24 protein-coding genes are annotated in these 23295 nt (G+C 71.9%); 10 read left to right on the plus strand and 14 right to left on the minus strand.

Annotated features, from left to right (window positions below):
• Positions 1–168 precede the first annotated feature (168 nt).
• Together O7608_RS15195 and O7608_RS15200 are read right to left on the minus strand one after the other, a co-directional pair.
• Positions 169–435, minus strand: coding sequence for a sulfurtransferase TusA family protein (locus tag O7608_RS15195; RefSeq protein WP_421360222.1), 267 nt, complete (start codon positions 433–435; stop codon positions 169–171).
• Complete coding sequence (locus O7608_RS15200) at positions 432–1571, minus strand: cysteine desulfurase family protein (RefSeq protein ID WP_289210590.1); 1140 nt, start codon at positions 1569–1571, stop codon at positions 432–434. Before O7608_RS15200 ends, O7608_RS15195 begins: the two co-directional genes overlap by 4 nt.
• 205 nt (positions 1572–1776) lie before the next feature.
• Between O7608_RS15200 and ctaC the strand changes: the two genes are divergently transcribed.
• Positions 1777–2757, plus strand: a complete 981-nt coding sequence (ctaC, locus tag O7608_RS15205; RefSeq protein WP_289210591.1) for an aa3-type cytochrome oxidase subunit II — start codon at positions 1777–1779, stop codon at positions 2755–2757.
• 9 nt (positions 2758–2766) lie between these two features.
• Positions 2767–3192: a cytochrome c oxidase subunit 4 gene (locus O7608_RS15210; RefSeq protein ID WP_289210592.1), complete on the plus strand. Its 426-nt coding sequence runs from the start codon at positions 2767–2769 to the stop codon at positions 3190–3192.
• A gap of 13 nt (positions 3193–3205) precedes the next feature.
• Here the strand turns inward: O7608_RS15210 and O7608_RS15215 are convergent, their stop codons facing one another.
• The 5 genes from O7608_RS15215 to O7608_RS15235 all read right to left on the minus strand — a co-directional run bounded on the left by O7608_RS15215 (position 3206) and on the right by O7608_RS15235 (position 7314).
• Positions 3206–3349, minus strand: a complete 144-nt coding sequence (locus tag O7608_RS15215) for a hypothetical protein (RefSeq protein ID WP_282228368.1) — start codon at positions 3347–3349, stop codon at positions 3206–3208.
• A 27-nt stretch (positions 3350–3376) separates the two neighbouring features.
• Positions 3377–4582 carry a glycosyltransferase family 2 protein gene (locus tag O7608_RS15220; protein WP_289210593.1) on the minus strand — a complete coding sequence of 402 codons (1206 nt, stop codon included), beginning with the start codon at positions 4580–4582 and terminating at the stop codon, positions 3377–3379.
• Positions 4583–4748: 166 nt separating this feature from the next.
• Positions 4749–5831 carry an anthranilate phosphoribosyltransferase gene (trpD, locus tag O7608_RS15225; protein ID WP_289210594.1) on the minus strand — a complete coding sequence of 361 codons (1083 nt, stop codon included), beginning with the start codon at positions 5829–5831 and terminating at the stop codon, positions 4749–4751.
• A gap of 38 nt (positions 5832–5869) precedes the next feature.
• Positions 5870–6277: a transcriptional regulator gene (locus O7608_RS15230; RefSeq protein WP_289210595.1), complete on the minus strand. Its 408-nt coding sequence runs from the start codon at positions 6275–6277 to the stop codon at positions 5870–5872.
• A gap of 95 nt (positions 6278–6372) precedes the next feature.
• A complete protein-coding gene (locus tag O7608_RS15235; RefSeq protein ID WP_289210596.1) occupies positions 6373–7314 on the minus strand; it encodes a cytochrome c oxidase assembly protein in 942 nt (313 codons plus the stop codon).
• A 108-nt stretch (positions 7315–7422) separates the two neighbouring features.
• On the opposite strand from O7608_RS15235, the gene ctaE reads away from it, so the two are divergent.
• The 4 genes from ctaE (at position 7423) to qcrB (ending at position 11708) form a co-directional block, all read left to right on the plus strand.
• On the plus strand, positions 7423–8022 hold the full coding sequence (ctaE, locus tag O7608_RS15240; protein ID WP_282228363.1) for an aa3-type cytochrome oxidase subunit III: 600 nt from the start codon (positions 7423–7425) through the stop codon (positions 8020–8022).
• 79 nt (positions 8023–8101) lie between these two features.
• The gene (gene qcrC, locus O7608_RS15245; protein WP_289210597.1) at positions 8102–8962 is read left to right on the plus strand and encodes a cytochrome bc1 complex diheme cytochrome c subunit; all 861 of its coding nucleotides are present in this window, start codon (positions 8102–8104) and stop codon (positions 8960–8962) included.
• Positions 8959–10062, plus strand: a complete 1104-nt coding sequence (gene qcrA, locus O7608_RS15250) for a cytochrome bc1 complex Rieske iron-sulfur subunit (RefSeq protein ID WP_289210598.1) — start codon at positions 8959–8961, stop codon at positions 10060–10062. The genes qcrC and qcrA overlap by 4 nt, the downstream gene beginning before the upstream one ends.
• A complete protein-coding gene (gene qcrB / locus O7608_RS15255) occupies positions 10059–11708 on the plus strand; it encodes a cytochrome bc1 complex cytochrome b subunit (RefSeq protein ID WP_289210599.1) in 1650 nt (549 codons plus the stop codon). Before qcrA ends, qcrB begins: the two co-directional genes overlap by 4 nt.
• A 63-nt stretch (positions 11709–11771) precedes the next feature.
• Here qcrB and O7608_RS15260 read toward each other — a convergent pair whose 3' ends face one another.
• From O7608_RS15260 to O7608_RS15285, 6 genes are all read right to left on the minus strand, one after another.
• Positions 11772–12641 carry an alpha/beta hydrolase family protein gene (locus tag O7608_RS15260; protein ID WP_289210600.1) on the minus strand — a complete coding sequence of 290 codons (870 nt, stop codon included), beginning with the start codon at positions 12639–12641 and terminating at the stop codon, positions 11772–11774.
• An 83-nt stretch (positions 12642–12724) separates the two neighbouring features.
• Positions 12725–13012: an Lrp/AsnC family transcriptional regulator gene (locus O7608_RS15265; RefSeq protein ID WP_289210601.1), complete on the minus strand. Its 288-nt coding sequence runs from the start codon at positions 13010–13012 to the stop codon at positions 12725–12727.
• 135 nt (positions 13013–13147) lie between these two features.
• Complete coding sequence (locus O7608_RS15270; protein WP_289210602.1) at positions 13148–14011, minus strand: nucleotidyltransferase family protein; 864 nt, start codon at positions 14009–14011, stop codon at positions 13148–13150.
• Positions 14008–14544 carry an NUDIX hydrolase gene (locus tag O7608_RS15275; protein ID WP_289210603.1) on the minus strand — a complete coding sequence of 179 codons (537 nt, stop codon included), beginning with the start codon at positions 14542–14544 and terminating at the stop codon, positions 14008–14010. Before O7608_RS15275 ends, O7608_RS15270 begins: the two co-directional genes overlap by 4 nt.
• A gap of 43 nt (positions 14545–14587) precedes the next feature.
• Positions 14588–16369 carry a RelA/SpoT family protein gene (locus O7608_RS15280; RefSeq protein WP_289210604.1) on the minus strand — a complete coding sequence of 594 codons (1782 nt, stop codon included), beginning with the start codon at positions 16367–16369 and terminating at the stop codon, positions 14588–14590.
• A gap of 193 nt (positions 16370–16562) precedes the next feature.
• Positions 16563–18263 (minus strand): DEDD exonuclease domain-containing protein, encoded by a 1701-nt coding sequence (locus tag O7608_RS15285; protein WP_289210904.1) that lies wholly within the window; start codon positions 18261–18263, stop codon positions 16563–16565.
• Positions 18264–18440: 177 nt separating this feature from the next.
• Here O7608_RS15285 and O7608_RS15290 point away from each other — a divergent pair, with 177 nt between their 5' ends.
• A complete protein-coding gene (locus O7608_RS15290; protein WP_289210605.1) occupies positions 18441–19841 on the plus strand; it encodes an NYN domain-containing protein in 1401 nt (466 codons plus the stop codon).
• A gap of 25 nt (positions 19842–19866) precedes the next feature.
• On the opposite strand, the gene O7608_RS15295 is transcribed toward O7608_RS15290, so the two are convergent.
• The gene (locus O7608_RS15295) at positions 19867–20367 is read right to left on the minus strand and encodes a DinB family protein (protein WP_289210606.1); all 501 of its coding nucleotides are present in this window, start codon (positions 20365–20367) and stop codon (positions 19867–19869) included.
• Between the two features lie 241 nt (positions 20368–20608).
• Between O7608_RS15295 and O7608_RS15300 the strand changes: the two genes are divergently transcribed.
• The 3 genes from O7608_RS15300 to O7608_RS15310 all read left to right on the plus strand — a co-directional run bounded on the left by O7608_RS15300 (position 20609) and on the right by O7608_RS15310 (position 23295).
• Positions 20609–20839: a hypothetical protein gene (locus tag O7608_RS15300; protein ID WP_289210607.1), complete on the plus strand. Its 231-nt coding sequence runs from the start codon at positions 20609–20611 to the stop codon at positions 20837–20839.
• A 72-nt stretch (positions 20840–20911) separates the two neighbouring features.
• On the plus strand, positions 20912–22174 hold the full coding sequence (locus O7608_RS15305; protein WP_289210608.1) for a M48 family metallopeptidase: 1263 nt from the start codon (positions 20912–20914) through the stop codon (positions 22172–22174).
• On the plus strand, positions 22171–23295 hold the full coding sequence (locus O7608_RS15310) for a glycosyltransferase family 4 protein (protein WP_289210609.1): 1125 nt from the start codon (positions 22171–22173) through the stop codon (positions 23293–23295). Before O7608_RS15305 ends, O7608_RS15310 begins: the two co-directional genes overlap by 4 nt.

Here is a 23295-nt window from a genome sequence, read left to right on the forward strand (position 1 = left end):
GGGCCAGGTACGGATCCCAGCGGTATACCTGTAAGGAATAATTATTCCTTACAGGTATACCGACATGTCGCAGTAGGTGTCCCGGGCGTCGGCCAGTGAGTCCGGCGGAGGCCAATGGGTGCGGCGGAGGCCAGTGGGTCCGGCGTTGGCCAGTGGGTCCGGCGTTGGTCAGTGGGTGCGGCGGATGTCGAAGGCGGGGGAGCCGCCGACGGTCGAGGCGGCCACGAACTCCTGGCCGCGGATCCGGCACCAGGCCGGGATGTCCAGGGCAGCCGCCGGATCGTCGGCCAGCACCCGCACCACCGACCCGACCGGCAGCTGCGGCAGCCGCCGGGCCAGCGCGATCACCGGCAGCGGGCAGCGTTGACCGAGGCAGTCGATGGTCTCCACCGCCGCGTCACCTGAGGGCCGCAGCACCGCGTCGTCGTCGGTCACAGGCCGACCACTCCGGCCTCGGCCCGCAGGTCGGCCACCACCTGCGGCAGGTCGGCCAGGAACCGGTCCACGTCGGCCTCGGTGGTGTCGGAGTGCAGCGAGACCCGGACGTTGCCGTGCGACAGCACCCCCATCGCCTCCAGCACGTGCGACGGGCGCAGCGTCGACGCGGTACACGACGAACCGGAGGAGACGGCGTGCCCGCGCCGGTCCAGCGCGTGCAGCAGTGCCTCGCCGTCGACGTACAGGCAGGAGAAGGTGACCAGGTGCGGCAGCCGGTCGGTCGGGTCGCCGACCACCTCCACGTCCGGCACGGTCGCGGCGACCGTCGCGCGGATCCGGTCCACCAGCGCCGACAGTCGGGCGGCCTGCGCGTGGGCCTCGGCCGCCGCCGCGCGCAGGGCCGCCGCCGACGCCACCACCGCCGGCAGGTTCAGCACCCCGGGGGTACGGCCGGACTCGCGCTCGTCGGCCGGGTAGGGCGACTCCCAGCGGGTGCCCTTGCGGACCGCCAGCACCCCGACGCCCGGCAACCCGCCCCACTTGTGGGCGCTGGCCGACAGCACCGACCAGCCGTCGGGCACCGGCACCCGGCCCACCGACTGGGCTGCGTCGACGTACAACGGCACCCCGTGTGCGGCGCAGGCCCGCGCCGCCTCGGCGACCGGCTGAACGGTGCCGACCTCGTGGCTGGCGCTGATCAGGGCGGCGAACGCCACACCCGGCCGGGCCACCGCCGCCGACCACTCGGTCAGGTCGAGCCGGCCGAGCCGGTCCACCGGTACGGACACCGCCTCGCCGTCGGCGTCGGTGTGGCGCCGCGCGGCGTGCAGCACCGCCGAGTGTTCGATCGCCGAGTGCACCAGGGTCCGGCCGACCCGGCGCCGCCCGGCGAGACCGCCGAGTACGGCGGCGTGCGCGGCGACCGTACCGCTGGATGTGAACGAGATCTCGTCGGCGCGGACCCGCAGCGTCTCGGCGGTGGCCGCGCGGGCCGCGTCCAGCAGTTGACCTGCCCGGCGGGCCTGGGAGTAGAGCCGGGCCGGGTCGGCCCAGCCGTCGGCCAACGCCGCCGTCAGGGCCTCGCGGGCAACCGGGTGCAGCGGCGCGGCGGTCGCTGCGTCGAGATAGCTCACAGCCCTCGACGGTACGCCTTACCTCGACCACCGTCGGCAGTCGTGGCAGGTGACAATCAAGACCCCTCGCCGATCTCGGCGTGACTGGTCGAGTAATCTGCGACCGTCGGTGACGCCTTTGGTCGCTGATGTCGCCACACGTGCCCGGTGCTCGCGCGCCGGCGCGCAGGTGGCATCGGTGACGCCGTCAGGGAGGCAGGACCAGGTGGTCGCGAGGGATTCAGCAGCGCAGCGCACGGGCGTACGGCCCGACGCTGGTGATCGTGCGCGGGCCGGGCAGGGGCGCGGTCGGCGCAGCCGGCCGCAGCGGGTGGCCGGGCTGGGCCTCGGCGGTGCCGCACTGCTCACCCTGCTCACCGGCTGTGACGTCGGCGCGGCCTTCGACGGCTTCGGCTGGCCACAGGGCGGTATCACCCCGCAGGCCAACCAGATGTACGACCTGTGGATCGGGTCGGTCATCGCCGCGCTCGCCGTCGGTGTGTTCGTCTGGGGCCTGATCTTCTGGTGCATCATCCGCTACCGCAAGCGGGGCGACCAGCTGCCGGTGCAGACCCGGTTCAACATGCCGATGGAGTTCCTCTACACCATCGCCCCGATCCTGGTCGTGTCGGTGCTGTTCTACTACACGGCCGTGGTGCAGACCGACGTCGACCGGCTCAGCGAGGACCCGGACGTCACCGTCGAGGTCGTCGCCTTCAAGTGGAACTGGCAGTTCAACTATCGCGACGGGGTCGGCGAGGACGCCAATACGGTCGCGTCGACGGTCGGTTCGTCGGACATCATCCCGGTGCTGGTGGTCCCCTCCGAGCGGACCGTCCGGTTCGAGGAGACCAGCACCGACGTGATCCACTCGTTCTGGGTGCCGGAGCTGCTGTTCAAGCGGGACGTCTTCCCGGGCAGCATCCGCAACCAGTTCGAGGTGACCATCCAGCAGAACGGTGCCTACGTCGGCCGCTGCGCCGAGCTCTGCGGCACGTACCACTCGATGATGAACTTCGAACTGCGGGTGGTCAGCCCGGAGCAGTACGACCGGTTCCTCGACGAGAAGCAGGGTGGTGCCTCCACCCAGGATGCGCTGCGGGCGATCGGGGAGGAGCCGTACGCGGTCACCACCTTCCCGTTCGAGACCAAGCGGGACGCGCAGAACTTCGGCAACGCGAGCGCCCCCCAGGGCGCGGGGAACTGAGGAGCCGCAATGAAGACCGAGTGGCGGATCTTCGCCGTCGTCGCGGCGTTCCTGCTCGTCGTGTCCGGGGTCTACCCGGCCTGGACGTACGGGCAGTTGGGGCACGTCGAGTGGATCGGCACCGTGGCGCTGATCCTGTCGTTCCTGCTCTGCACGATGTGCGGCGGGTTCTTCTGGTTCGTGTCGCGCCGCATCGACCTGCGGCCCGAGGACCGGCCGGACGCCGAGGTCGCCGACGGTGCCGGTGAGGTCGGCTTCTTCAGCCCCGGCAGCTACTGGCCGTTCGGGGTGGCGCTGGCCGCCACGATCGCCGGGCTCGGCCTGGTCTTCTGGCAGTGGTGGCTGATCATCTTCGGTCTGGTGTCGGTGACGGCGGCAGCGGCCGGCCTGCTCTTCGAGTACTACACGGGCACCCGGCGTACCGCCGAGCACTGACACCGACACTGGTTCACCGGTCCCGGCGGCGACGCAGGGCGGCACCCCAGCGGGCGACGGTGACCAGCGCCGTACCGATGGCGAGGGAGAGCGCACCGATCAGCCCGAGGGCGGCGGCCGGCGCTCCGGTGACCGGAAGGTCCTGGCTGGCGGACATGTTTTCACCTCCTTCGAGGGGCGCGGTTCATGCGGTCGCGGGGGTGCCGATCCGCTCCGGTGAGGACCAGACACAGCGGTCGACGGTGGGTTGCCGTACCGCCTTGACCGCCGCGTGGACGAAGATCACCCGGTAGATCAGGTCGGCGACCATGATCAGCGGCAGCATGAGCAGCAGTTGCGGGTGGCGCAGCCGCCAGGCGACCAACGCCACCCAGATGCCCTGCCCGGCGGCGAGCAGCAGCAGGCCGGTGCCCAGGCCCGGTCCGGCGCTGGCCAGGACCCACAGCGTGACCGGGGCACCGAGCACGTACAGCGCCCAGTGCAGGATCAGCAGCACGTACGCGTAGTCGAAGGTGCTGACCCGCCGGCCCACCCGGTGACCGAGGATGCCCTGGAAGGTGCCCCAGAGCCACCGCAGGTTCTGCTTGTACCAGTCCCGTAGCGTGGTCGGGTCCTGCAGCAGCGCGGTGGCGCGGGGGGCGTAGACGACCCGGCCGAGCCCGCGACGGTGGGTCTCCAACACCCAGTACGTGTCGTCGACGATGTACGGCGGCTGCTGCGGCAGGACCCGGTCGAGCAGTTCCACCCGGTACAGGGAGTTGGAGCCGGAGATGCAGTTCATCACGTTGAAGTGGCTCTGGATCCGGCGCAGGAAGAGTTGATAGTTCCAGTAGCTGTAGGCCCGCTTGGCCAGCCACGGGTTCCACCGGTGCTCGCGTGGCCACCAGGTGACGTTGTGGCCGACCGCGATCGCGACCTGGTCGGTCATCGTCGCCAACGTCTCGGTGACGAAGTTCTCGGCGATGATCACGTCGTCGTCGAGGATCGCGACCGCCCGGAACCGCGTACCGAGCCGGAAGTGGCGGTAACCGGCGTGCAGCGCGGCCGGTTTGCCGACGTTCGTGGCCAGGTCGAGCACCTCGGCGCCGGCGTCGGCGGCCTGCCGGGCGGTGTCGTCGGTCGAGGCGTCGGAGACGACGAAGACCGGTGCCCCGGTACGGCGGGCGGCGGTGACCGCGGCGGCGATGGTACCGGCCCCGTTGCGGCAGGCGATCAGGACGGCGACCTGGTCGTGGCGTACCGGGCCGTAGCGGGGGTGGTCGGCGTCGGCGGTCCGGGCCCGGCGGCGGACCCGTTCGGGGCGGAGCAGGCCGTAGCCGAAGGCGACCAGCAGGGAAACGAGGAAGAGTGCGCCGAGGACGATCAGTGCGGTAAGGAAGATCCGCAGCATCGCTGACCTCAAGGGGGGAGGGAGCGGTGGACGCCGCGTCCTTGCGGTCAGCGACTACGCTACGTCACTGGATTGGTGGATAAAAGGGGCGTTACTGGGAATATCCACGTAACTTGCTGTGAAAATGTCGCTGGAGGCTCATCGGTCCCAGTGGTCCCGTGCGTGGTCAGTCCCCGCTGGCGTCGCGGGCGGCCCGGGCGACCTGCACCCAGCGGTCCAGCAACGCCGCTGCCGCCCCGTCGTCGATCGCCTTCGCGGCACGGTCCAGTTGGGCGCGCATCGTGGGCAGCAGCGTGTCGGCCGACGCCGCGCCGGTCTGTACGGCGTGCGCGGCGAGCGCGGCCGCCGCGTTGACCAGGACCGCGTCCCGGACCGGGCCGGTGTCGCCGGCGAGTAGCCGATGGGCCACCTCGGCGTTGAAGCGGACATCCCCGCCACGCAGGTCACCGGGGGCGCTGCGGGCCACCCCGAGGTCGTCGGCGGCATCCACGACCATCGCCTGCACCCGGCCGTCGGCGGCGAACCAGACCCGGGTCGGGGCGGCGGTGCTCAGCTCGTCGAGCCCGTCGTCGCCGCGCATCACCAGCGCGGTGTCGCCCCGGGCGGCGAACACCTCGGCCATCACCGGCGCCATCCGGGAGTCGAAGCAACCGATCGCACCGGACCTCGGCCGGGCCGGGTTGCTCAGCGGACCGAGGAAGTTGAACACGGTGGGCACACCGATCTCCCGCCGGGTCACGCCGGTGTGGCGCATCCCCGGGTGGAACCGGGCGGCGAAGCAGAACGCGATGCCGGCCTCGGCGACACACCGGGCGACCCCCTCGGGGCCCAGATCCAGTGGGATGCCGAAGTGCTCCAGCAGGTCGGCGGCGCCACAGGAGGAGGAGGCGGCCCGGTTACCGTGCTTGACCACCCGGGCGCCGGCGGCCGCCACCACGAGCGCGGCCATCGTGGAGATGTTCACCGTGTGTGCCCGGTCGCCGCCGGTGCCGACCACGTCAACCGCGTCGGCGCGCAGCGCGTCCGGCAGGCCGACCGGTACGGCGTTGGCGAGCATCGCCTCCACCAGCCCGACCAGTTCCGCCGGGGTCTCGCCCTTGGCGCGCAACGCGACGGCGAACCCGGCGATCTGGGCGGGGGTGGCGGAGCCCGCCATGATCTCGCCCATCGCCCAGTTGGTGTCGGCGGTGGGGAGTTGCTCGCCCGTGATCAGGGTGTGGAGCAGGTTCGGCCAGGACCGGTCACCCATGGGGGCCTCCCAGGTGCGATGGGGGTGGGTGGTGCGGCTCAGGCGGCCGGCAGCTTGCCGGCCCGCCGGCGGAGCAGGCCAGCGACGGTCTGCCCGGTGGTCACCGGGTCGAGCGGGTGCATCAGGGTGCCGTCGACCTCGGCGAAGGCGGCCAGCCAGCGGTCGGCGGCCCGGGCGATCACCACGCAGGTCGGCGGGGAGTCGGCGCGGTCGTCCTTGATCTGTCGGGCGATGCCGAGCCCGCCACCGGGGGTGGCCTCGCCGTCGAGCAGCAGCAGGTCGATCTCGTACTCGTCGACCAGCCGGATGCATTCGGCGTAGTTGGCGGCGTCGACGAACTCGACGGTCAGGTCGCTGGCGGGTCGGGTGCCGACGGCCAGGCGCATCCGGTCCCGCACCTGCGGGTCGTCGCTGTAGAGCAGGACGGTGTGCACGCGTTCGGTCATCTTCTCGCTCGACTCCCACCTCGTAGCTGCGCGCCGATCGTACCGCCCGGCACCGTCGCGGTCGGTACCGGTGGCCGGCCCGGCGGCCACCGTCGTCACTCGCTGGCGACCGTCTCCGGGGCCTGCGGCACTGCCCGGCCTTCGAGGTCACGGCTGAGTCGGGCCTCCTGGCGGTCGAGGTCGCGGTCAACGCGCCGGGCCTCCCGCTCGGACTGGCGCATCCACTGCACGACGAGCACGGCGAGCATGGTGACGCTGACGAACTCGCCACCGGCCCACAGGACGCCGCCGGCCACCTTCTGGTCCGCCCAGGGGTCGGCCCAGGTCAGGCCGAGGGACGGGTACCAGTCGCCGCCGAACAGGGTGGTGCTCTGCATGACGGTCAGTCCGAGCACGGTGTGGAACGGTACGGAGAGCACCATCAGCAGCGCCCGGGCCGGGTACGGCCAGCGGCCGGGTAGCGGGTCGAGCCCGACCAGCGGCCAGAAGAACAGGCAGCCGGTCATGATGAAGTGGGCGTGGACGAACTCGTGGGCGAGGGTGCTCTCCAGGGTCAACCGGTACAGATCAGTGAAATACAGCACAAACGGGTTGATGACGAACAGGCCGAACGCGACCAGCGGGAACGTGACCACCCGTACGTACCGGCTGTGCAGGACGGCGAGCAGCCGCCGTCGGGGTGCGCCGGTGAGCGTCCGTAGCGCCAGGGTGACCGGTGCGCCGAGGGCCAGGAAGATCGGCGCGATCATCGACAGCACCATGTGCTGGACCATGTGCACGGACAGCAGGGTGGTGTCGTACGCGCCCAGCCCACTGACCGTGACCGCCGCGATACCGCCCAGACCCGGGCCGATGAACAGCACGGTCCGCGACACCGGCCAGCGGTCCCCGCGCAGCCGCAGCCGGTGGACGCCGTAGAGGTACAGCCCGGCGGCGACCACGAGCCCGAGCGCCAGCCAGTTGTTCAACTGGACCTCGGTGAACAACGCGGAGACGGTGAACGGCTCCACGGCGACGATCAGCTCGGCCTCTGCCACGCCGTCGAGGCTATGTCAACGCAGCCGGTCGGCTTCATCCGGCCCGCTACCGGGTCGGGTTTGCCACCCCGCCGATCGTGGGCGCTGACCGGCAGCAATAATGACCGCGTGACTGCGGCCCCAGCGATTGACAAGAGCCGGATCCACTCGCTGACCCGACCGAACATGGTCAGCGTCGGGACGATCGTGTGGCTCTCCAGCGAACTCATGTTCTTCGCGGCGTTGTTCGCGATGTACTTCTCCATCCGCGCGGCGGACTACAGCATGTGGGAGAAGCACACCGTCTCGTTGAACATCCCGTACGCGACGGTGTTCACCGCGATCCTGGTGGCGTCCTCGGTCACCTGCCAGATCGGGGTGTTCGCGGCGGAGCGGGGTGACGTGCACGCGCTGCGCCGCTGGTTCACCATCACCTTCGTGATGGGCCTGATCTTCCTGCTGGGGCAGATCAACGAGTACCGCGAGCTGGTCCACCACGGCATCAAGATCAACGGCGACGGGTACGGCTCGGTGTTCTACCTCACCACCGGCTTCCACGGGCTGCACGTGGCCGGCGGGCTGGTCGCCTTCCTGATCTACATGATCCGCTCCACGATGGGCCGCTTCACCCCGGCGCAGGCCACCTCCGCGATCGTCGTGTCCTACTACTGGCACTTCGTCGACGTGGTCTGGATCGGCCTCTACCTCATGATCTACTGGCTGCAATGATCGACTTGCGGTCACGCTCCGTGCTGACGCCGTGTCGCAACCTTCAGACAGGTCGCAAAACCGTTAAGGACTACAGGCCATGACATCTGACACCCCCGCCGACCGGCGAGCCGACCGCTCCCGCGGTCTCCTCGCGCGGCTGCGCAGCGGGCGGGCCACGCCACGCGGCCGGGGCCGCCGCCGGGTGGGCACCGCGGTCCGGTTGCTCGTCGCGCTGTTCCTGGCCGGCGGTGTGTACACCGTGTTCGCGCCGGGCCTGCAGGCGCAGGACACCCCGCAGTTGTCCCGGGCCGCCGAGGACGGCAAGGCGCTGTTCGACCAGAGCTGCATCTCCTGCCACGGCCGCAACGCCCAGGGCGTCGAGGGGCGCGGACCCAGCCTGATCGGGGTCGGCTCGGCGTCGGTGGAGTTCCAGGTGGGCTCGGGCCGGATGCCGATGGCCCGCCAGGAGGCCCAGGCCGAGCGCAAGCCGGTGGTCTACACCGAGGAGGAGATCCGCCAGCTCGGCCAGTACATCCAGGAGCTGGGCGGCGGGCCGCAGTTGCCCGACGGCGAGATGCTGCGCAACGGCGGTGACATCGCCGTCGGCGGCCAGCTCTACCGGATCAACTGCTCCTCGTGTCACGCCTTCAGCGGCGGCGGCGGCGCCCTGTCGTCGGGCAAGTACGCCCCCAGCCTCGCCCCGTCGACCGACCGGCAGATCTACGCCGCGATGCTGACCGGCCCGCAGAACATGCCGGTCTTCGGCGACAACCAGCTGACCCCGGAGCAGAAGCGCGACATCATCGCCTTCGTCCAGGACGGGCTCAAGGCCGACCAGGACCCGGGTGGCCTGGCCACCCTCGGCCGGTACGGCCCGGTGACCGAGGGCATCGCCGTCTTCCTGGTCGGCATCACCGCGTTGGTCTTCGCGAGCCTGTGGATTGCGGGGAAGTCATGAGCATCGAGACCAGCACCGCGCACCGTGCGCAGCCCGAGCCGGTGAGCCTGGACGACCCTCGGCTGACCTCGTTCGACGTGCTCCGTGAGGGTGCCCGTCGCGACGACATCGAGATCGTGCACTACGAGCCGCCGTTCCCGGTGCCCGGCACCAGGGCGGAACGTCGGATCAGCCGCTTCGTCGCCGCGTTGTTCCTGTTCGCCGGGCTCGCCTCGACCGGCTTCCTGGTGGTCTACATCTGGTGGCCCTGGGAGTACGAGCTCGGCACCGGGATGAGCAAGTACTACACCCCGCTGCTCGGCATCAGCCTCGGGTTGACCCTGCTCGCCATCGGTGTCGGCATCCTCACCTGGGGCAAGAAGCTGCTGCCGCACGAGGTCGCGATCCAGGACCGCCACGACGGCCCGTCCAGCGCCGAGGATCGCAAGATCACCGGCAGCACGCTGACCTACATGGCCGACGAGCTCGGCGTGAAGCGTCGGCCGCTGCTCGGGGTGTCGTTGCTGGCCGGCCTGGCACCGGTCGCCGCAGTCGCAGCCGCGCCGCTGGTCGGCGGTCTGATCCGCAACCCGCACGAGAACAACCAGATGGCCACCACCGGGTGGGCGCCGGTCGAGACCGCCGGCGGCGGGACCGAACTGGTCCGGCTGACCCGGGAGGACGGCTCGCCGATCCGGCCCGAGGACGTCAGCGCCGGCGGCCAGATGACCGTCTTCCCCGGCATCCCCGGCGGGCACACCAACCGGTACGCCGACTCGCCGACCCTGCTGATCCACCTGCGGGCCGACGACGCGCAGACCGCCCGGGACAACAACGAGGCCGAGGGCAAGTCCGACTACATGTGGGGCAACTACCTCGCGTACTCGAAGATCTGCACCCACGCCGGTTGCCCGGCGAGCCTGTACGAGCAGCAGACCAACCGGCTGCTCTGCCCGTGCCACCAGTCGCAGTTCCTGATCACCGACAACGCCAAGCCGATCTTCGGACCGGCCAGTCGTCGGCTGCCGCAGCTGCCCATCACGGTCGACGACGAGGGCTTCTTCGTCGCCACCTCCGACTACACCGAGATCGTCGGGCCCGACTTCTGGGAGCGGCCATGAAACGCCGTAAGTTCGATGCCCGGGCGCTGCCCGGCAAGGCCGCCGGGCAGATCGACGACCGGTTCCAGGCGGCCACTCCGCTACGCAAGCTGCTGAACAAGGTCTTCCCGGACCACTGGTCGTTCCTGCTCGGTGAGATCGCGCTCTTCTCGTTCGTGGTCGTCCTGTTGACCGGCGTCTACCTGACCTTCTTCTTCGACCCGTCGATGGAGGAGGTCATCTACGACGGCAGCTACGCGCCGCTGCGTGGGGCGCACATGTCGGCCGCGTACGCCTCGACGCTGGACATCTCGTTCGACGTCCGGGGCGGTCTGATCATGCGGCAGATGCACCACTGGGGTGCGCTGCTGTTCATGGCCTCGATCGTGGTCCACATGCTGCGGGTCTTCTTCACCGGCGCGTTCCGCAAGCCGCGTGAGGCCAACTGGATCGTCGGCTCGCTGCTGTTCTGGGTCGGCTTCCTCGCCGGGTTCACCGGCTACTCGCTGCCCGACGACGGGCTGTCCGGCACCGGCCTGCGGATCGCCTCGGCGATCATGCTCTCCATCCCGGTGATCGGCTCCTGGGTGACCTCGTCGATCTTCGGTGGCGAGTTCCCCGGGACGATCATCATCAGCCGGTTCTACATCGCCCACGTGCTGCTCATCCCGGGCCTGCTGGTGGCGTTGATCAGCGTCCATCTCGGCCTGGTCTTCAAGCAGAAGCACACCCAGTGGCCCGGGCCGGGGCGGACCAACACCAACGTGGTGGGCGAGCGGATGTTCCCCCGCTACGCCATCAAGCAGGGCGGCTTCTTCATGATCGTCTTCGGGGTGGTCGCCCTGATGGCGGGTGTGTTCCAGATCAACCCGGTCTGGCTGTTCGGACCCTACGAGGCCGCCGTCGTGTCGGCGGCGAGCCAGCCCGACTGGTACGTCATGTTCCTCGACGGCAGCACCCGACTGATGCCGGCCTGGGAACTGACCATCCCGATCGGTGACGGGTACGTCATCCCGCCGCTGTTCTGGCCGACCGTGGTGCTCCCCGGCATCCTGGTCATGCTCTCCCTGGCGTACCCGTTCCTCGAAGCGCGCTACACCAAGGACAAGGCCAGCCACAACCTGCTGCAGCGGCCCCGGGACGTTCCGGCCCGGACCGCTGTCGGCGCCATGGCCGTCACCTTCTTCATCGTGCTGACCATCTCCGGCGGCAACGACGTCTTCGCCGACAAGTTCTACGTCAGCCTCAACGCGATGACCTGGGCCGGCCGGATCGGGTTGATCCTGCTGCCACCGCTGGCCTACTACGTCACCTACCGGATCTGCCTCGGTCTGCAGCAGCACGACCGGGAGGTCCTGGCGCACGGCGTGGAGACCGGCATCATCCGGCGGCTGCCGGACGGCCGGTTCGTCGAGGTGCACCAGCCGCTCGGCCCGACCGACGAGCACGGCCACGGCAAGCTGGACTACGTCGGCTGGGTGGTGCCGAAGAAGATGAACCGGCTCGGGGCACTCGGCCCGGCGGTCAAGGGCTTCTTCTTCCCGATCGAGAAGCCGGTGCAGGCGGCACCTCCGCCGCACGTGCCGCTCGACCCGGCCGAGGAGCCGGCTGGCGTCACCGCCGCCGCTCAGGACGACCGGGAAGAGATCAGCAGCGGCAGCCGCTGATCGATCGGGCCGACAGTACGACCCGCTACGCCCGCCGGATCAGTTTCCGGCGGGCGTAGCCCGTCACCGGGGCAGCCCGTCGGTGAACGCGGCGATCCGCCGGGCCAGCGGCACCGGGCTACGTACCCAGGTGAAGTGGTCCATCCGGCGACCCGTCTCGGCTGCCGTGACGTGTTCCCGCCGGACCGGGGCCGCGTCGAGGAACCCACAGAGGTGGTCGAGGGTCTGCGGCGGAGTGTGCCAGTCGTCCTCGATGCTCACCGCGAGCACCGGGGTCCGCATCTGCCGCAGTGCCGGTGCCGGGTCGACTCCGTCGATGTGCGGCAGCCGGCCGACGCGGGCGGTGTAGGCCCAGTCCCGGATCACTCCGCGGGCCTGCCGGCCGCCGAAGCCCCAGCCGGGCCAGACCCCCAGCAGTTCGGTGGCGAGCGCCACGGTCTGGGTCATCGGCAGCACCCCGTACCCGGTCCGGCCGGGGTAGACCCGCCAGTACGGCAGCCCGACCGCGACCAGCGCGACGCCGTCGACGGTGACGCCGTCGGTGAGCGCGGTGTGCAGCAGCGCGGCCTGACCGCCGAGGGAGTGGCCGAGCAGCACGCGGGTCCGGCCGTCGAGCCGGGACTTCAGCGACTCGAGGACCGCGCCGACGTCGGCGACGAGATCGGCGTACCGGTACCGGGAGGCGCGGCTGGCCGGCGGGGTGCTCGACCCGGTGCCGCGCAGGTCGACGACGACCACCGCGAGTCCGGCTTCCCGCAGCGCGCCCGCCAGTGGCCGGTAGTAGCGGGCCGGCACTCCCATGGCCGGGCAGATCACCACGGCCGGTGCGTCGGGCCGCCCGTCCGGCTCGGGGTAGAGGTGCAGGCCGAGGCGGTCGCTGCCGCGATCGAGATGGTCCTGCTGGTACGCGAGCGCCGGGCCGGATTCCGTCACCCGACCAGCGTACGAGAATATGTTACCGACGGGTAGGTCTGGGGGTGGTCAGGCGGTGGCCGCTGGCCGGCCCGGGGGGCGGGTCAGTCCGCGTCGGCCAGCCCGATCGCGAACGCCGACTCCAGGTCGTGCTGGGAGTAGGCCCGGAACGCCAGATGCGACTCGGTGTTCAGCACCCCGGGCACCTTGGAGATCCGACCGGCGATCACCTCGGCGACCTGGTCGAACTCGCGCACCCGCACGATGGCGATCAGGTCGACGTGCCCGGCCACCGAGTAGACCTCGCTCACCCCGGGCAGGTCAGCGAGCGTCTCGGCGACCTCGGGGATGGCATCCGTTGCGCAGTCGATCAGCACGATCGCGGTGATCACCGGGTCCTCCGTCCCTCAGCGGGCGACACCCGCCCTGCCGCTGATGCTAGTCGCCCACCCACCGGCCGGTCCCGAGCGGCGTCCCGCGCCCGGGCCGCACCGGGGGTCCGTACCGTTGTGCCGGCCGGGGCTGGGTCAGCCGGCGGGGACGGTCAGGTCGGCACCGAGCCGGATGACGTCGGTCAACTGTTCGTCGGCGGCCACCTGCGCGTCCGGCCACACGACCGACCGTACCGCCGAGCCGTGGACCATGGCGCCCGCGCCGATCACCGCCCGGTCCACCACGCCGGTGACCGTCGCCGTCGGATCGACCAAGCTGGCGCCCCCGGCCGCGTGCAGGTTGGCCGCCAGGTAGTCGCGCGGCGTCCCGGTGTCCAGGTACGTCCCCTCGAAGGTGACCACCTCCAGTTCGCCGGCCGCCTCCGCCGGCCGCCACACGGTGCGGACCAGGTTGCCGAACTCGGCGGACAACCGGCTGACGTACCGCCAGGGCAGCAGGGAGAAGCCGGCGAACCGGTGACCGGCGAACCCGCCTGTCTCGGTGGGATCGGTCAGCCGTTGACCGAGCAGCCGTACCGTGTCGCCGGCCCAGCCGTCGAGCAGCGCCGCGATGTCCGCTCCGGGCGGCGCGTCCGGCCGGGCGAGGTACCCGTCGGCGTTGCCGACCAGGACGCCGCGGCCGTCGATCCAGCTCCGGAGCCGGCCGACGCCGCCGGAGGTGCCCAGCGGCGAACCGGGTTCGACGGACAGGTGGGCGCGGTCGCCGACGTGCGCCACGACCTGTTCGCCGAGGTAGCAGGCGTTCACCGCGACCCGGGCCGGGCCGACGAAACCGAGCGCCCCGACCCGCCGCAGTGCCCGGTCCAACAGCGGTACGTTACCGACCGGGCACAACGCCTTCGGTCGGACCGTGGTCAGCGGTCGCAGTCGCTGGCCCTCGCCAGCGGCCAGGATGAGCGCGCAGACCTGGTCCGGGTCGACCGCCGGCGACCCGGTCACCGTGGCTCCGGGTCCACGGCCGGCTCGGCGAGCGGCCCCATGCCGTAGTAGGCCAACAGCCGGGCGGTCGCCGGGCTGAGCCGGGGCAGCGCGTCGAGCCGGTACCAGGCGGCCTCGTAGACCTCGGCGCCGTCGACGACGAGCTCGGTTTGCGACGCCGGCACGGCGACCTCGAAGACGACGTCCACCCATCCCTTGGCGTGCACCACCGCGTTCGGTGACGCCGGGCGCAGCTGCTGCGCCGGCAGTTCGATACCGGTCTCCTCGGCGAGCTCCCGGGCCGCGCCGACGATCGGCTCCTCCCGGCGACGCAGCAGACCGGCGGGCAGCGACCAGCTGCGCCCCGGTGGCTGGCGCAGCAGCAGCAGACGGCCCGCCCCGTGACCGGTCGCCTCGGAGTCGGTAACCAGGGTCACCGCGCCGACTATGTACTTGGGTACGGCCATCCGTACCAGGCGCCGACGGACCGGGTGCGGCAGGCGGTAGAACACGCCGTACAGCAGTGCGCGCGCGGGCGATCGACGGGTGATCATACGGACCAGGCTAGAGGTAGCCGGTAGCCGCCGCCGGGTCAGGTCAGCTCGGTTTGTCGACCATCTCGATCAGCTGGTCGACCACCGCCTCCGGCGCGATGCTCCGGTCCACGACGGCGACCAGCAGGGTCTCCATGTCCGGATAGTTCAGCCGCTCGGCGAGCTGGCGCAGCGGCTTGTCGTTGGACAGGGCCCGGTCGTGTTTGCGCAGGATCAGGCTTACCGTGGCGCGACCGAGCCGGACCTTGTCGGCGATGCTGATGCCCGGCTCGGAGTGCTCGGCGAACCACCGGTTGATCTGCATCTGGGCCTGCGGCGACTTGACGAAGCCCAGCCATTCCCGGCGTGGGCCGGGCGGGTCCGGCCGGGGCCCGGCCGTCGGGTCGTCGGTCTCGGTGAAGATCTCGACGACGTCACCGTCGGTCAGTTCCGAGGCGAGCGGTGCCAGTCGACCGTTGATCCGTACGGCGAGACAGTGCGCGCCCTTCGCCGGGTCCAACTCGTACGCCAGGTCCACCGGGGTCGACCCGGCCGGCAGCACGATCGGGCGGCCCTCGGCGAACACCTGGATCTGCGCGTCGACCAGATCGCAGCGTAACGAGTGGACGAACTGGTCGGCGTCGGTGGTCTTTTGTGACCAGTCCAGCGCCCGGCGCAGCCAGGCCAGTTCGTCGGCGCGGGTCGCGGCGCTGCTGCGGCCCGGGGTAGGGAAGTGGTATGGGGCGGCGATGCCGAACTCGGCGGAGCGGTGCATCGTCTCGGTCCGGATCAGCACCTCCACCGGGCGGTCGCCGGGGCCGATGACGGTGGTGTGCAGCGACCGGTAGAGGTTGTTCTTGGGGGAGGCGATGAAGTCCTTGAACCTGCCCGGCACCGGCCGCCACCGGCAGTGGACCGCGCCGAGGGCGGCGTAGCAGTCGGTGTCCGGGCCGGTCACCACGACCTCGATGCGGGGCAGGTCAAACGGTGCCTGGTGGCCGCCGGAGACGGTGTCCTTCCAGATCGAGTAGCGGTGCCGTGGGCGCGGGTCGACCTTCGCGGTCACCTTCTCCTGGCGCAGCGCCACCCGGGCCTGCCGGCAGACCTCGTCGAGGTACTCGGCCCAGCCCGGCCGGTTGGCCAGGTGTTCCTCGATGCGCTGGTACGCCTCCGGCTCGAGGTGGAACAGGACGATGTCGTCGAGTTCGCGTTTGAGCTTCTGGATACCGAGCCGGTCACACAGCGGCACCAGCACGTCCAGGGTGGCCTTGGCGATCCGGGCCCGGGAGGCAGGGGAGCGCACCCCCAGGGTCCGCATGTTGTGCAGCCGGTCGGCGAGCTTGATGACCAGGACCCGGACGTCCTTGGCCGCCGCGATGATCATCTTGCGGATGGTCTCGGCTTCGGCGGCCTTGCCGTAGAACGCCTTGTCGAACTTGGTGACCCCGTCGACCAGGTGGGCGACCTCGTCGCCGAAGTCCGCGGCGAGAGTGGGCAGGTCGTACGTGGTGTCCTCGACCGTGTCGTGCAGCAGGGCGGCGACCAGCGTGGTGGTGTCCATGCCCAGGCCGGCGCAGATCTCGGCGACCGCCAGTGGGTGCGTGATGTAGGGCTCGCCGCTCTTGCGGTACTGCCCGGCGTGCATGCTGTCGGCGATCTGGTAGCCGCGGCGCAGCACGGCCGCCTCGGCCGAGGGGTGGATCGACCGGTGGATGCGGATCAGCTCGGCGACCGGGTCAGGGGCGCCGGGTGACCAGGACAGCCAGGCGCGCAGTCGGGCCGACAGCGGTGTCGCGGTGGGCAGGAAACGTCCGATGGCGGCGCCGGGACCGGCGTCGACGTCCACGCGGAGACACCTCCTCACCCACCGCCCCCGGCCGGTCGCCCGGCCCGGGGCCGCACGCCACGAATCGGGCGTTGGCTGACAGGACTGCACTTCTCTAACAGCCTAAGCGAGCGGGCGTCGTACTATCGGCTACTTGCGGGTGGGCGATCGGTCGAGTCTTTGACCCGTCCGTCAACCGCCGGCTGCCGTGCCGTCAACCGCTGCCTGTCGTCCGCGCGGCCTCCTCGGCCTTGACCAGCAACTGGTGGAACCGGCCGGCACCGCGTACCGGCGAGGCCCACCCGCCGGTGACGCTGACCAGCCGGGTCTGCGGTGGTTCCAACCAGGACAGAATCCGTTCGGACTCCTCGGCGCTGGCCCGGGGGGTCGGCCCGTGCCCGGGTGGGACGGTCTCCGCGGTCGCCCGCAGCAGGTCGATGGTGTGCCGTGGGTGCTGCCGGGGTGGCGAGACTCCGGCAGCGGCGAGCCGGCCGTGCCGCACGATCGCCAGCTCCCAGCCACCGTCGGCGGCCCGTCGGGCCGCGACCAGCTCCGCGATCACGCTCAGCGCGGTCAACCGCTGCATCCGCAGGGTGGCCCGCAGCAGCGCGGTGAGTCGGCTACGGACCACCGCCGCCTCCTCGTACCGCTGCGCCGCCGAAAGGCCGTCGATCCGGGCGAGCAGGGTGTCCACCAGCGCCTGCGGGTCGGCGGTGATCGCCGCCCGCAGCGGATCGACGGCGGCCTCGGCGTACCCGTCCGGGTCGATCCGGTGCTCGCAGGGGGCCGGACAGCGGCCCAGCTCGGCCAGGGCGCAGGCCGGGAAACGGGTCCGGGTGGACAGCCGGTGGGTGCACTGGCGCAGCGGCAGCGCGTCGTGGATGCCGGCCGCCGCCAGCTCCGCCGCCCGCCGGGACGCGAACGGCCCGAGCGCGGTGTCCTGCGGCGACGTCGACCGTACGGTGGACAGCCGGGGGTAGGGCTCGTCGGTCAGCTTGAGCCAGACCGCCCGCTCCGGATACTTCGACCGACGGTTGTACGGCGGTGCGTGCGCCGCGATCAGCCGTAGCTCGCGGACCTCCGCCTCCAGCCGGTGCGCGCACTCGATGGCCTCCACCCGGGTCGCCGCCGCCAGCATCTCCGACATCCGGGCGCGCCGCTCGGCGGCGGTGAAGTAGCTGCGGACCCGGGTGGCGATGTCGCCGGAGGTGCCGACGTAGAGCGGCCGGTCGTCGGCGGCCCGGAAGATGTAGACACCGGGGCTGCGGGGCAGGCCGTCGGCGAGGTGCCGCTTGCGGCGCTGCACCTCGCTGACGGCCCGGCTGAACTCGACCGCGTCGCCGATCGTCGTCACCTGGTGGCCGCCGAGTCGGGCGATGAGTCCGTGCAGCACGTCGACGGTGGCCCGGGCGTCGGCGAGGGCCCGGTGGGTGGGCTGGTGGGTGGCGCGGAAGTACCCGGCCAGGGTGCCGAGCTTGCGGTTGGGCACCTCGTCGCGGCTGAGCACCCGCCGGGCCAGCGCGGCGGTGTCCAGCACGGTCGGCGCCGGCCAGCGGTACCCGTGCCGGGCGCAGGCGGCCTTGAGGAACCCGATGTCGTACGGCGCGTTGTGCGCCACCAGCACGGCGTCGGCGAGGAACTCCAACAGGCTCGGCAGCACCTGCTCGATCGGCGGCGCGGGGACGAGCATCGCCTGGGTGATGCCGGTCAGCACGGTGATGAACGGGGGGATCGGCTGGCCGGGGTTGACCAGGGTGGCGAAGACCCCGAGCTCCTCGCCACCACGGACCTTGACCGCGCCGACCTCGGTGATCCCGCCGCCGTCCGGTGCGCCGCCGGTGGTCTCCAGGTCGAGCACCACGAACGTGGTGTCCCGCAGCGGTACCGCGTGCCGGTCACCCAGCAGGGCGTCCAGGGTGCCCTGGGTGTAACCGGGACGGGAAACGGGTTCGGGGGTCACCACGGCGCACACCGTAGGACGCGGGTACGACACACCGGCCCCATCCGTACCGTTGGTAACGATCCGATCGACCCAGAGAGATCATTCTTCCTGTCGGGCACGCGACGGGCCACCGGTGGGAGACTGGGGTGCATGGCCGCACCGGATCCGACCGACGCTCGTCCCGAGGGGGCGGCGCCGACGACCGGCGCCCAGAACTCGCCCACCACCGCAGCCTCGGACGGCGCCGTACCGCCTCCTGAGCCGGTCCTGCCGGAAGGGGTACGGAACCGGATCGTGGCCTTCGCCGCCGCCGCGTTGCCGGAGATCCCGGCCGACGAGCTGCCAGCTCCGCTGCGCAAGGTCGCCAAGTTCGCGCCGCACCGGCGGGCCCGCTTCGGCGCGGGCCTGATCGCCGCCCAGCTCACCAACGATCCGTCGTTTCGCCAACGGGCCGCCGCCCGGGCCCTGGCCGACGCCGGTGAGCTCGGTGAGGCCATCGCCGCCGGGGTCACCCCGGGGGCGGCCGACCCGGTCGAGGTCGCGGCGCTGGCCTACCTGATGCGGCCCGCCGGCTGGCGGGACCTGGTCTCGGCGGCCGGAGCGGCGGTACGGGCGGAGGCCGACAGCGCCGCCGTGGCCGCGGCGATCCGCGAGGCCGAGGCGCGGGCCAACCGGGCCGAACACGACCGGACCGTCGCCCGGGTCGAGGCGGACAAGCTCCGCGACGAACTGGCCCGGGTACGCGAGGAGCTCGGCCAGCTACGCGAGGAGTCCCGGCTGCTGGCCCGCGCGTTACGGGAGAGTCAGACACAGCAGCGGCGGGCCACCGAACTGCTCGCCACCGAACGAGGCCGGGCGGCGCGCGCCGCCGCCGACCACGACGCCGAGCTGCGCCGGCTGCGGGCCAAGCTCGCCGACGCGGAGCTGTCGGCGGGCTCCGCCCGCCAGCTCGCCAAGGAGAACCGGGCGGTCGACGACGCCCGGCTGTGGCTGCTGCTGGAGACCATCGGCCAGGCCGCGCAGGGGCTGCGCCGGGAGCTGGCTCTCGATCCGGCCGACAAGCTGCCGGCGGACTACGTGGCGGACACCTTCACCGACCGGCCGGCGGCCGCCACGACCACCCGCGCCCGGGACACCGACGACCCGGCCCGCCTCGACGACCTGCTCGCGCTGCCCCGGGCGCACCTGATCGTCGACGGTTACAACGTGACCAAACGCGGGTTCGGTGAGATGCCGCTGGAGCAGCAGCGTAAGCGCCTGATCACCGGCCTGGGGGGGATCGCCGCCCAGACCGGTGACGAGGTGACCGTGGTCTTCGACGGCGCGGAGCGGATGCACGGACTGCCGCCGGCACCACGCGGGGTGCGGGTGCTGTTCTCCCGCAAGGGCGAGACCGCCGACGAGCTGATCCGTCGGCTGGTCCGGGCCGAACCGTCGGGGCGGGCGATCGTGGTGGTCTCCTCCGACCGGGAGGTGGCCGACGGGGTCCGCCGGCACGGTGCGTACCCGATGGGGGCCGACTCCCTGCTGCGCCGGCTGGCCCGCTCCTGACCGGAGCTGGTGGCCGACGCGTCGGTCAGCCCATCGTCTGCTGTCCGTCGATCGCCTCGCGGATGATGTCGGCGTGCCCGACGTGCTGCGCGGTCTCGGCGATCAGGTGCAGCACCACCCGCCGGACCGACCAGCTCGCCCCGGGCTCGAACCAGGGCGCCTGCGGCAGCGGATGCGCGGTGTCCAGGTCGGGCAGTTCGGCGATCAGCCCGTCGGTGTGCGCGGCGACGGCGGCGTACCGGTCGAGCAGACCGGCGAGGGTCTCGTCGGGCCGCATCCGGTGCTGGTCGAGCCAGTCGACCTGGTGACGTTCCATTTCGACCGCACCGCCGACGGCGAAGCCCATCCAGCTCCGCTCGGTGGCGGCGAGATGTTTGACGATGCCGCCGATGGTCAGCTCGCTGACCGTGCTGCGGGTCGCGGCGGCCGCGTCGTCGAGACCGTTGGTGGTGAACCGCACGAACGCCCGGTGCGCGCGGATCGTGGCGAGCAGATCGGCCCGTTCACCGGTGGGCGTGCTGGACATGGGAGCTCCTGTCCGACTGGATGGACGACGGCCGATCCGGCCGTACCGGCACAGGCTACGAGGGGGACCGACAACGTCGGCCGGGAAATGTCGTACCCGCTGCCTATCGTCGATGTCACTGGCGGTGGTCGGGTCACTGCGGTGGTCGGGTCGGCAGGTCGGCCTGACAGTTGGCGATCCGTGGCACGGGGGCCGGCCACCGCTGCCGACCGTCCACGTCCGTCGACACGAGAGGTCAACGATGATCATCGACTGCGGCAGCTGCACGGTGGCCCGTGGCGCAGCCTGTGACGGCTGCCTGGTCAGCGCACTGCTCGACACACCGGACGAGCTGGGTGCCCTCGACGCCGGCGAGCGCTACGCGATCGAGGCGCTGGCCCGCGCCGGTTTCGACGTCGAGGTGCTGGCCGTGGCGCCGAGGTCGGCCCGCGGCCGTCAGCAGCGGCCACGGCGGCGAAGACGGGCCGCCTGAGTGCGTCGCCACCGGCACCGCGACCCGCACGGCCTAGGATGACCGGCAAGCGGCTGCCGGGAGGTTGTGGACATGTCCCCTCGTTCCTGGGCGCTGCTCGCCTTCGTCCTGCTGCTGGTGGCCATCGCGGTGACCGCGGCGGTGCTGGTGCCCTGGCAGCAGCCGTCGGTGCCCCGGTCCGAGCAGTTGGCCGCGCTGCGGGACCTGCCCGCCGACCAGGTCGAGCGGGGCCGGGCGTTCCGTGCGGCCCTGCGTCACCCGCGCTACGCGGCACTGGTGACCGGCCTCGTCGTCGCGCTGCTGCTGGGGCTCACCCCGATCGGCGCCCGACTGGTCGAGCTCGCCGGCCGGCCCTTCGGCGGCCACTGGGTGGCCCAGGCACTGCTGGGCGGGCTGGCGGTGGTGCTGCTCGCCGACCTGCTGACCCTGCCGTTCGCCGCCTGGCGGCACCGGATCCTCACCGAGTACGGCCTCGCCACGCAGGGCTGGTCCGGCTGGGCCGTCGACCTGGTCAAGTCGTACGTCGTCGGCGCGGTGATCGCGGCCGTCGCGCTACTGGGCTTCTACACGATCACCCGGCTCGCGCCGCGCTGGTGGTGGGCGTTCGCCGCCGCCGGTGCCGCCGGGCTGGTGGTGCTCATGTCGTTCATCCTGCCGGTGCTGGTCGAACCGGTGTTCAACAAGTTCACCCCGATGCCGCCCGGCCCGTTGCGGGTCGAGCTGCTGGCTTTGGCCGAGCGCGACGGCGTACCGGTCCGGGACGTGCTGGTGGCCGACGCGTCCCGGCGGACCCGGGCGGTCAACGCCTACGTCTCCGGGTTCGGGCCGACCCGGCGGATCGTCGTCTACGACACCCTGCTGCGGGAGGCACCGCCGGTGGAGGTCGCGGCCGTGGTGGCGCACGAACTCGGCCACGCCAAGGACCGCGACGTGCTCACCGGCACCACACTCGGTGCCCTCGGCGCGGCCACGGCGGTGGTCGGGATCTATCTGCTGGGCGGCGTCGGCCCGCTGGTGCGGGCCGCCGGCGCGGCCAGCATCGCCGAGCCGCGTGCGGTCGCGTTGCTGCTGGCCCTGGTCACGGTCGCCGGACTGGTGGCCACACCCGCGCAGGCGCTGGTGTCGCGCCGCATCGAGCAGCGGGCCGACGCCCACGCATTGACGCTGCACGGCGATCCGGCGGCGTACGAGGCGGTGCACCGTCGGCTGTCGGCGGTCAACCTGGCGGATCCGGATCCGCCGCGTTGGGAGTACCTCTACTCGGCCACTCACCCGTCCACGGTGCAGCGGATGGCGGCAGCGCGGGCGGCCGCCGCCGACGGGGCGGGCGGATGAACCGGGTCCTGCTGGTCACCAACGATTTCCCGCCCCGACCGGGCGGCATCCAGTCGTTCGTGCACAACCTGGCGTTGCGTCAGCCGGCGTCCAGTGTGGTCGTCTACGCGTCCAGTCACGCCGGGGCTGCCGAATTCGACGCCGAGCAGCCGTTCGAGGTGGTCCGCAATCCGACCGGCATGCTGCTGCCCACTCCGGCGGTGGCTCGGGAGACCGCCGCGCTGGCCCGGGCCCGGGGCTGTGACACCGTCTGGTTCGGCGCGGCGGCGCCGCTCGGGCTGCTCGGCGAGGGTCTGCGCCGACGCGGCGGGATCCACCGGGTGGTGGCTCTGACCCACGGTCACGAGGTGGGCTGGGCCGCGTTGCCCGGGGCCAGGTCCATGCTGCGCCGGATCGCCCGGGCCGCCGATGTGGTGACCTATCTGGGGGAGTACACCAGGGTCCGGCTCGACCGTGCGGTGGGCGGGCTGACCGAGCTGCGTCGGCTCGCGCCCGGCGTGGACACCGACGCCTACCATCCGGGGGTCGACGGTACGCCGGTGCGCCGCCGCCACCGGCTGTCGGACCGGCCGGTGGTCGTCTGCGTGTCCCGGCTCGTACCCCGCAAAGGGCAGGACGCCCTGATCCGGGCCTGGCCGTCGGTGCGCAGCCGGGTGCCGGGTGCGGCACTGCTGGTGGTCGGTGGTGGCCCGGACCGGGCCCGGCTGACGCGACTCGCCGCGCGGGCCGGGGTCGGCGACAACGTGGTCTTCACCGGCGCGGTGCCCTGGGCGGACCTGCCCGCCCACTACGCCGCCGGGGACGTCTACGCGATGCCGTGCCGCACCCGTCGGGGCGGCCTCGACGTGGAAGGGCTCGGCATCGTCTACCTGGAAGGGTCGGCCACCGGGCTGCCGGTGGTGGCCGGCGATTCCGGCGGTGCGCCGGACGCGGTCCGCGACGGCGAGACCGGGTACGTGGTGGACGGCCGCGATCCCGCCCAGCTCGCCGACCGGCTCACCGAGCTGCTGCGCGACCGGGACCTCGCCCGTCGGATGGGTGCCGCCGGCCGGGCCTGGGTGGAGCGTGAATGGCGCTGGGACACCCAGGCCGATCGGTTGGCCTCGCTCCTGGCCGGCTGA

Source organism: Solwaraspora sp. WMMA2056 (assembly GCF_030345095.1).
GTDB lineage: Bacteria > Actinomycetota > Actinomycetes > Mycobacteriales > Micromonosporaceae > Micromonospora_E.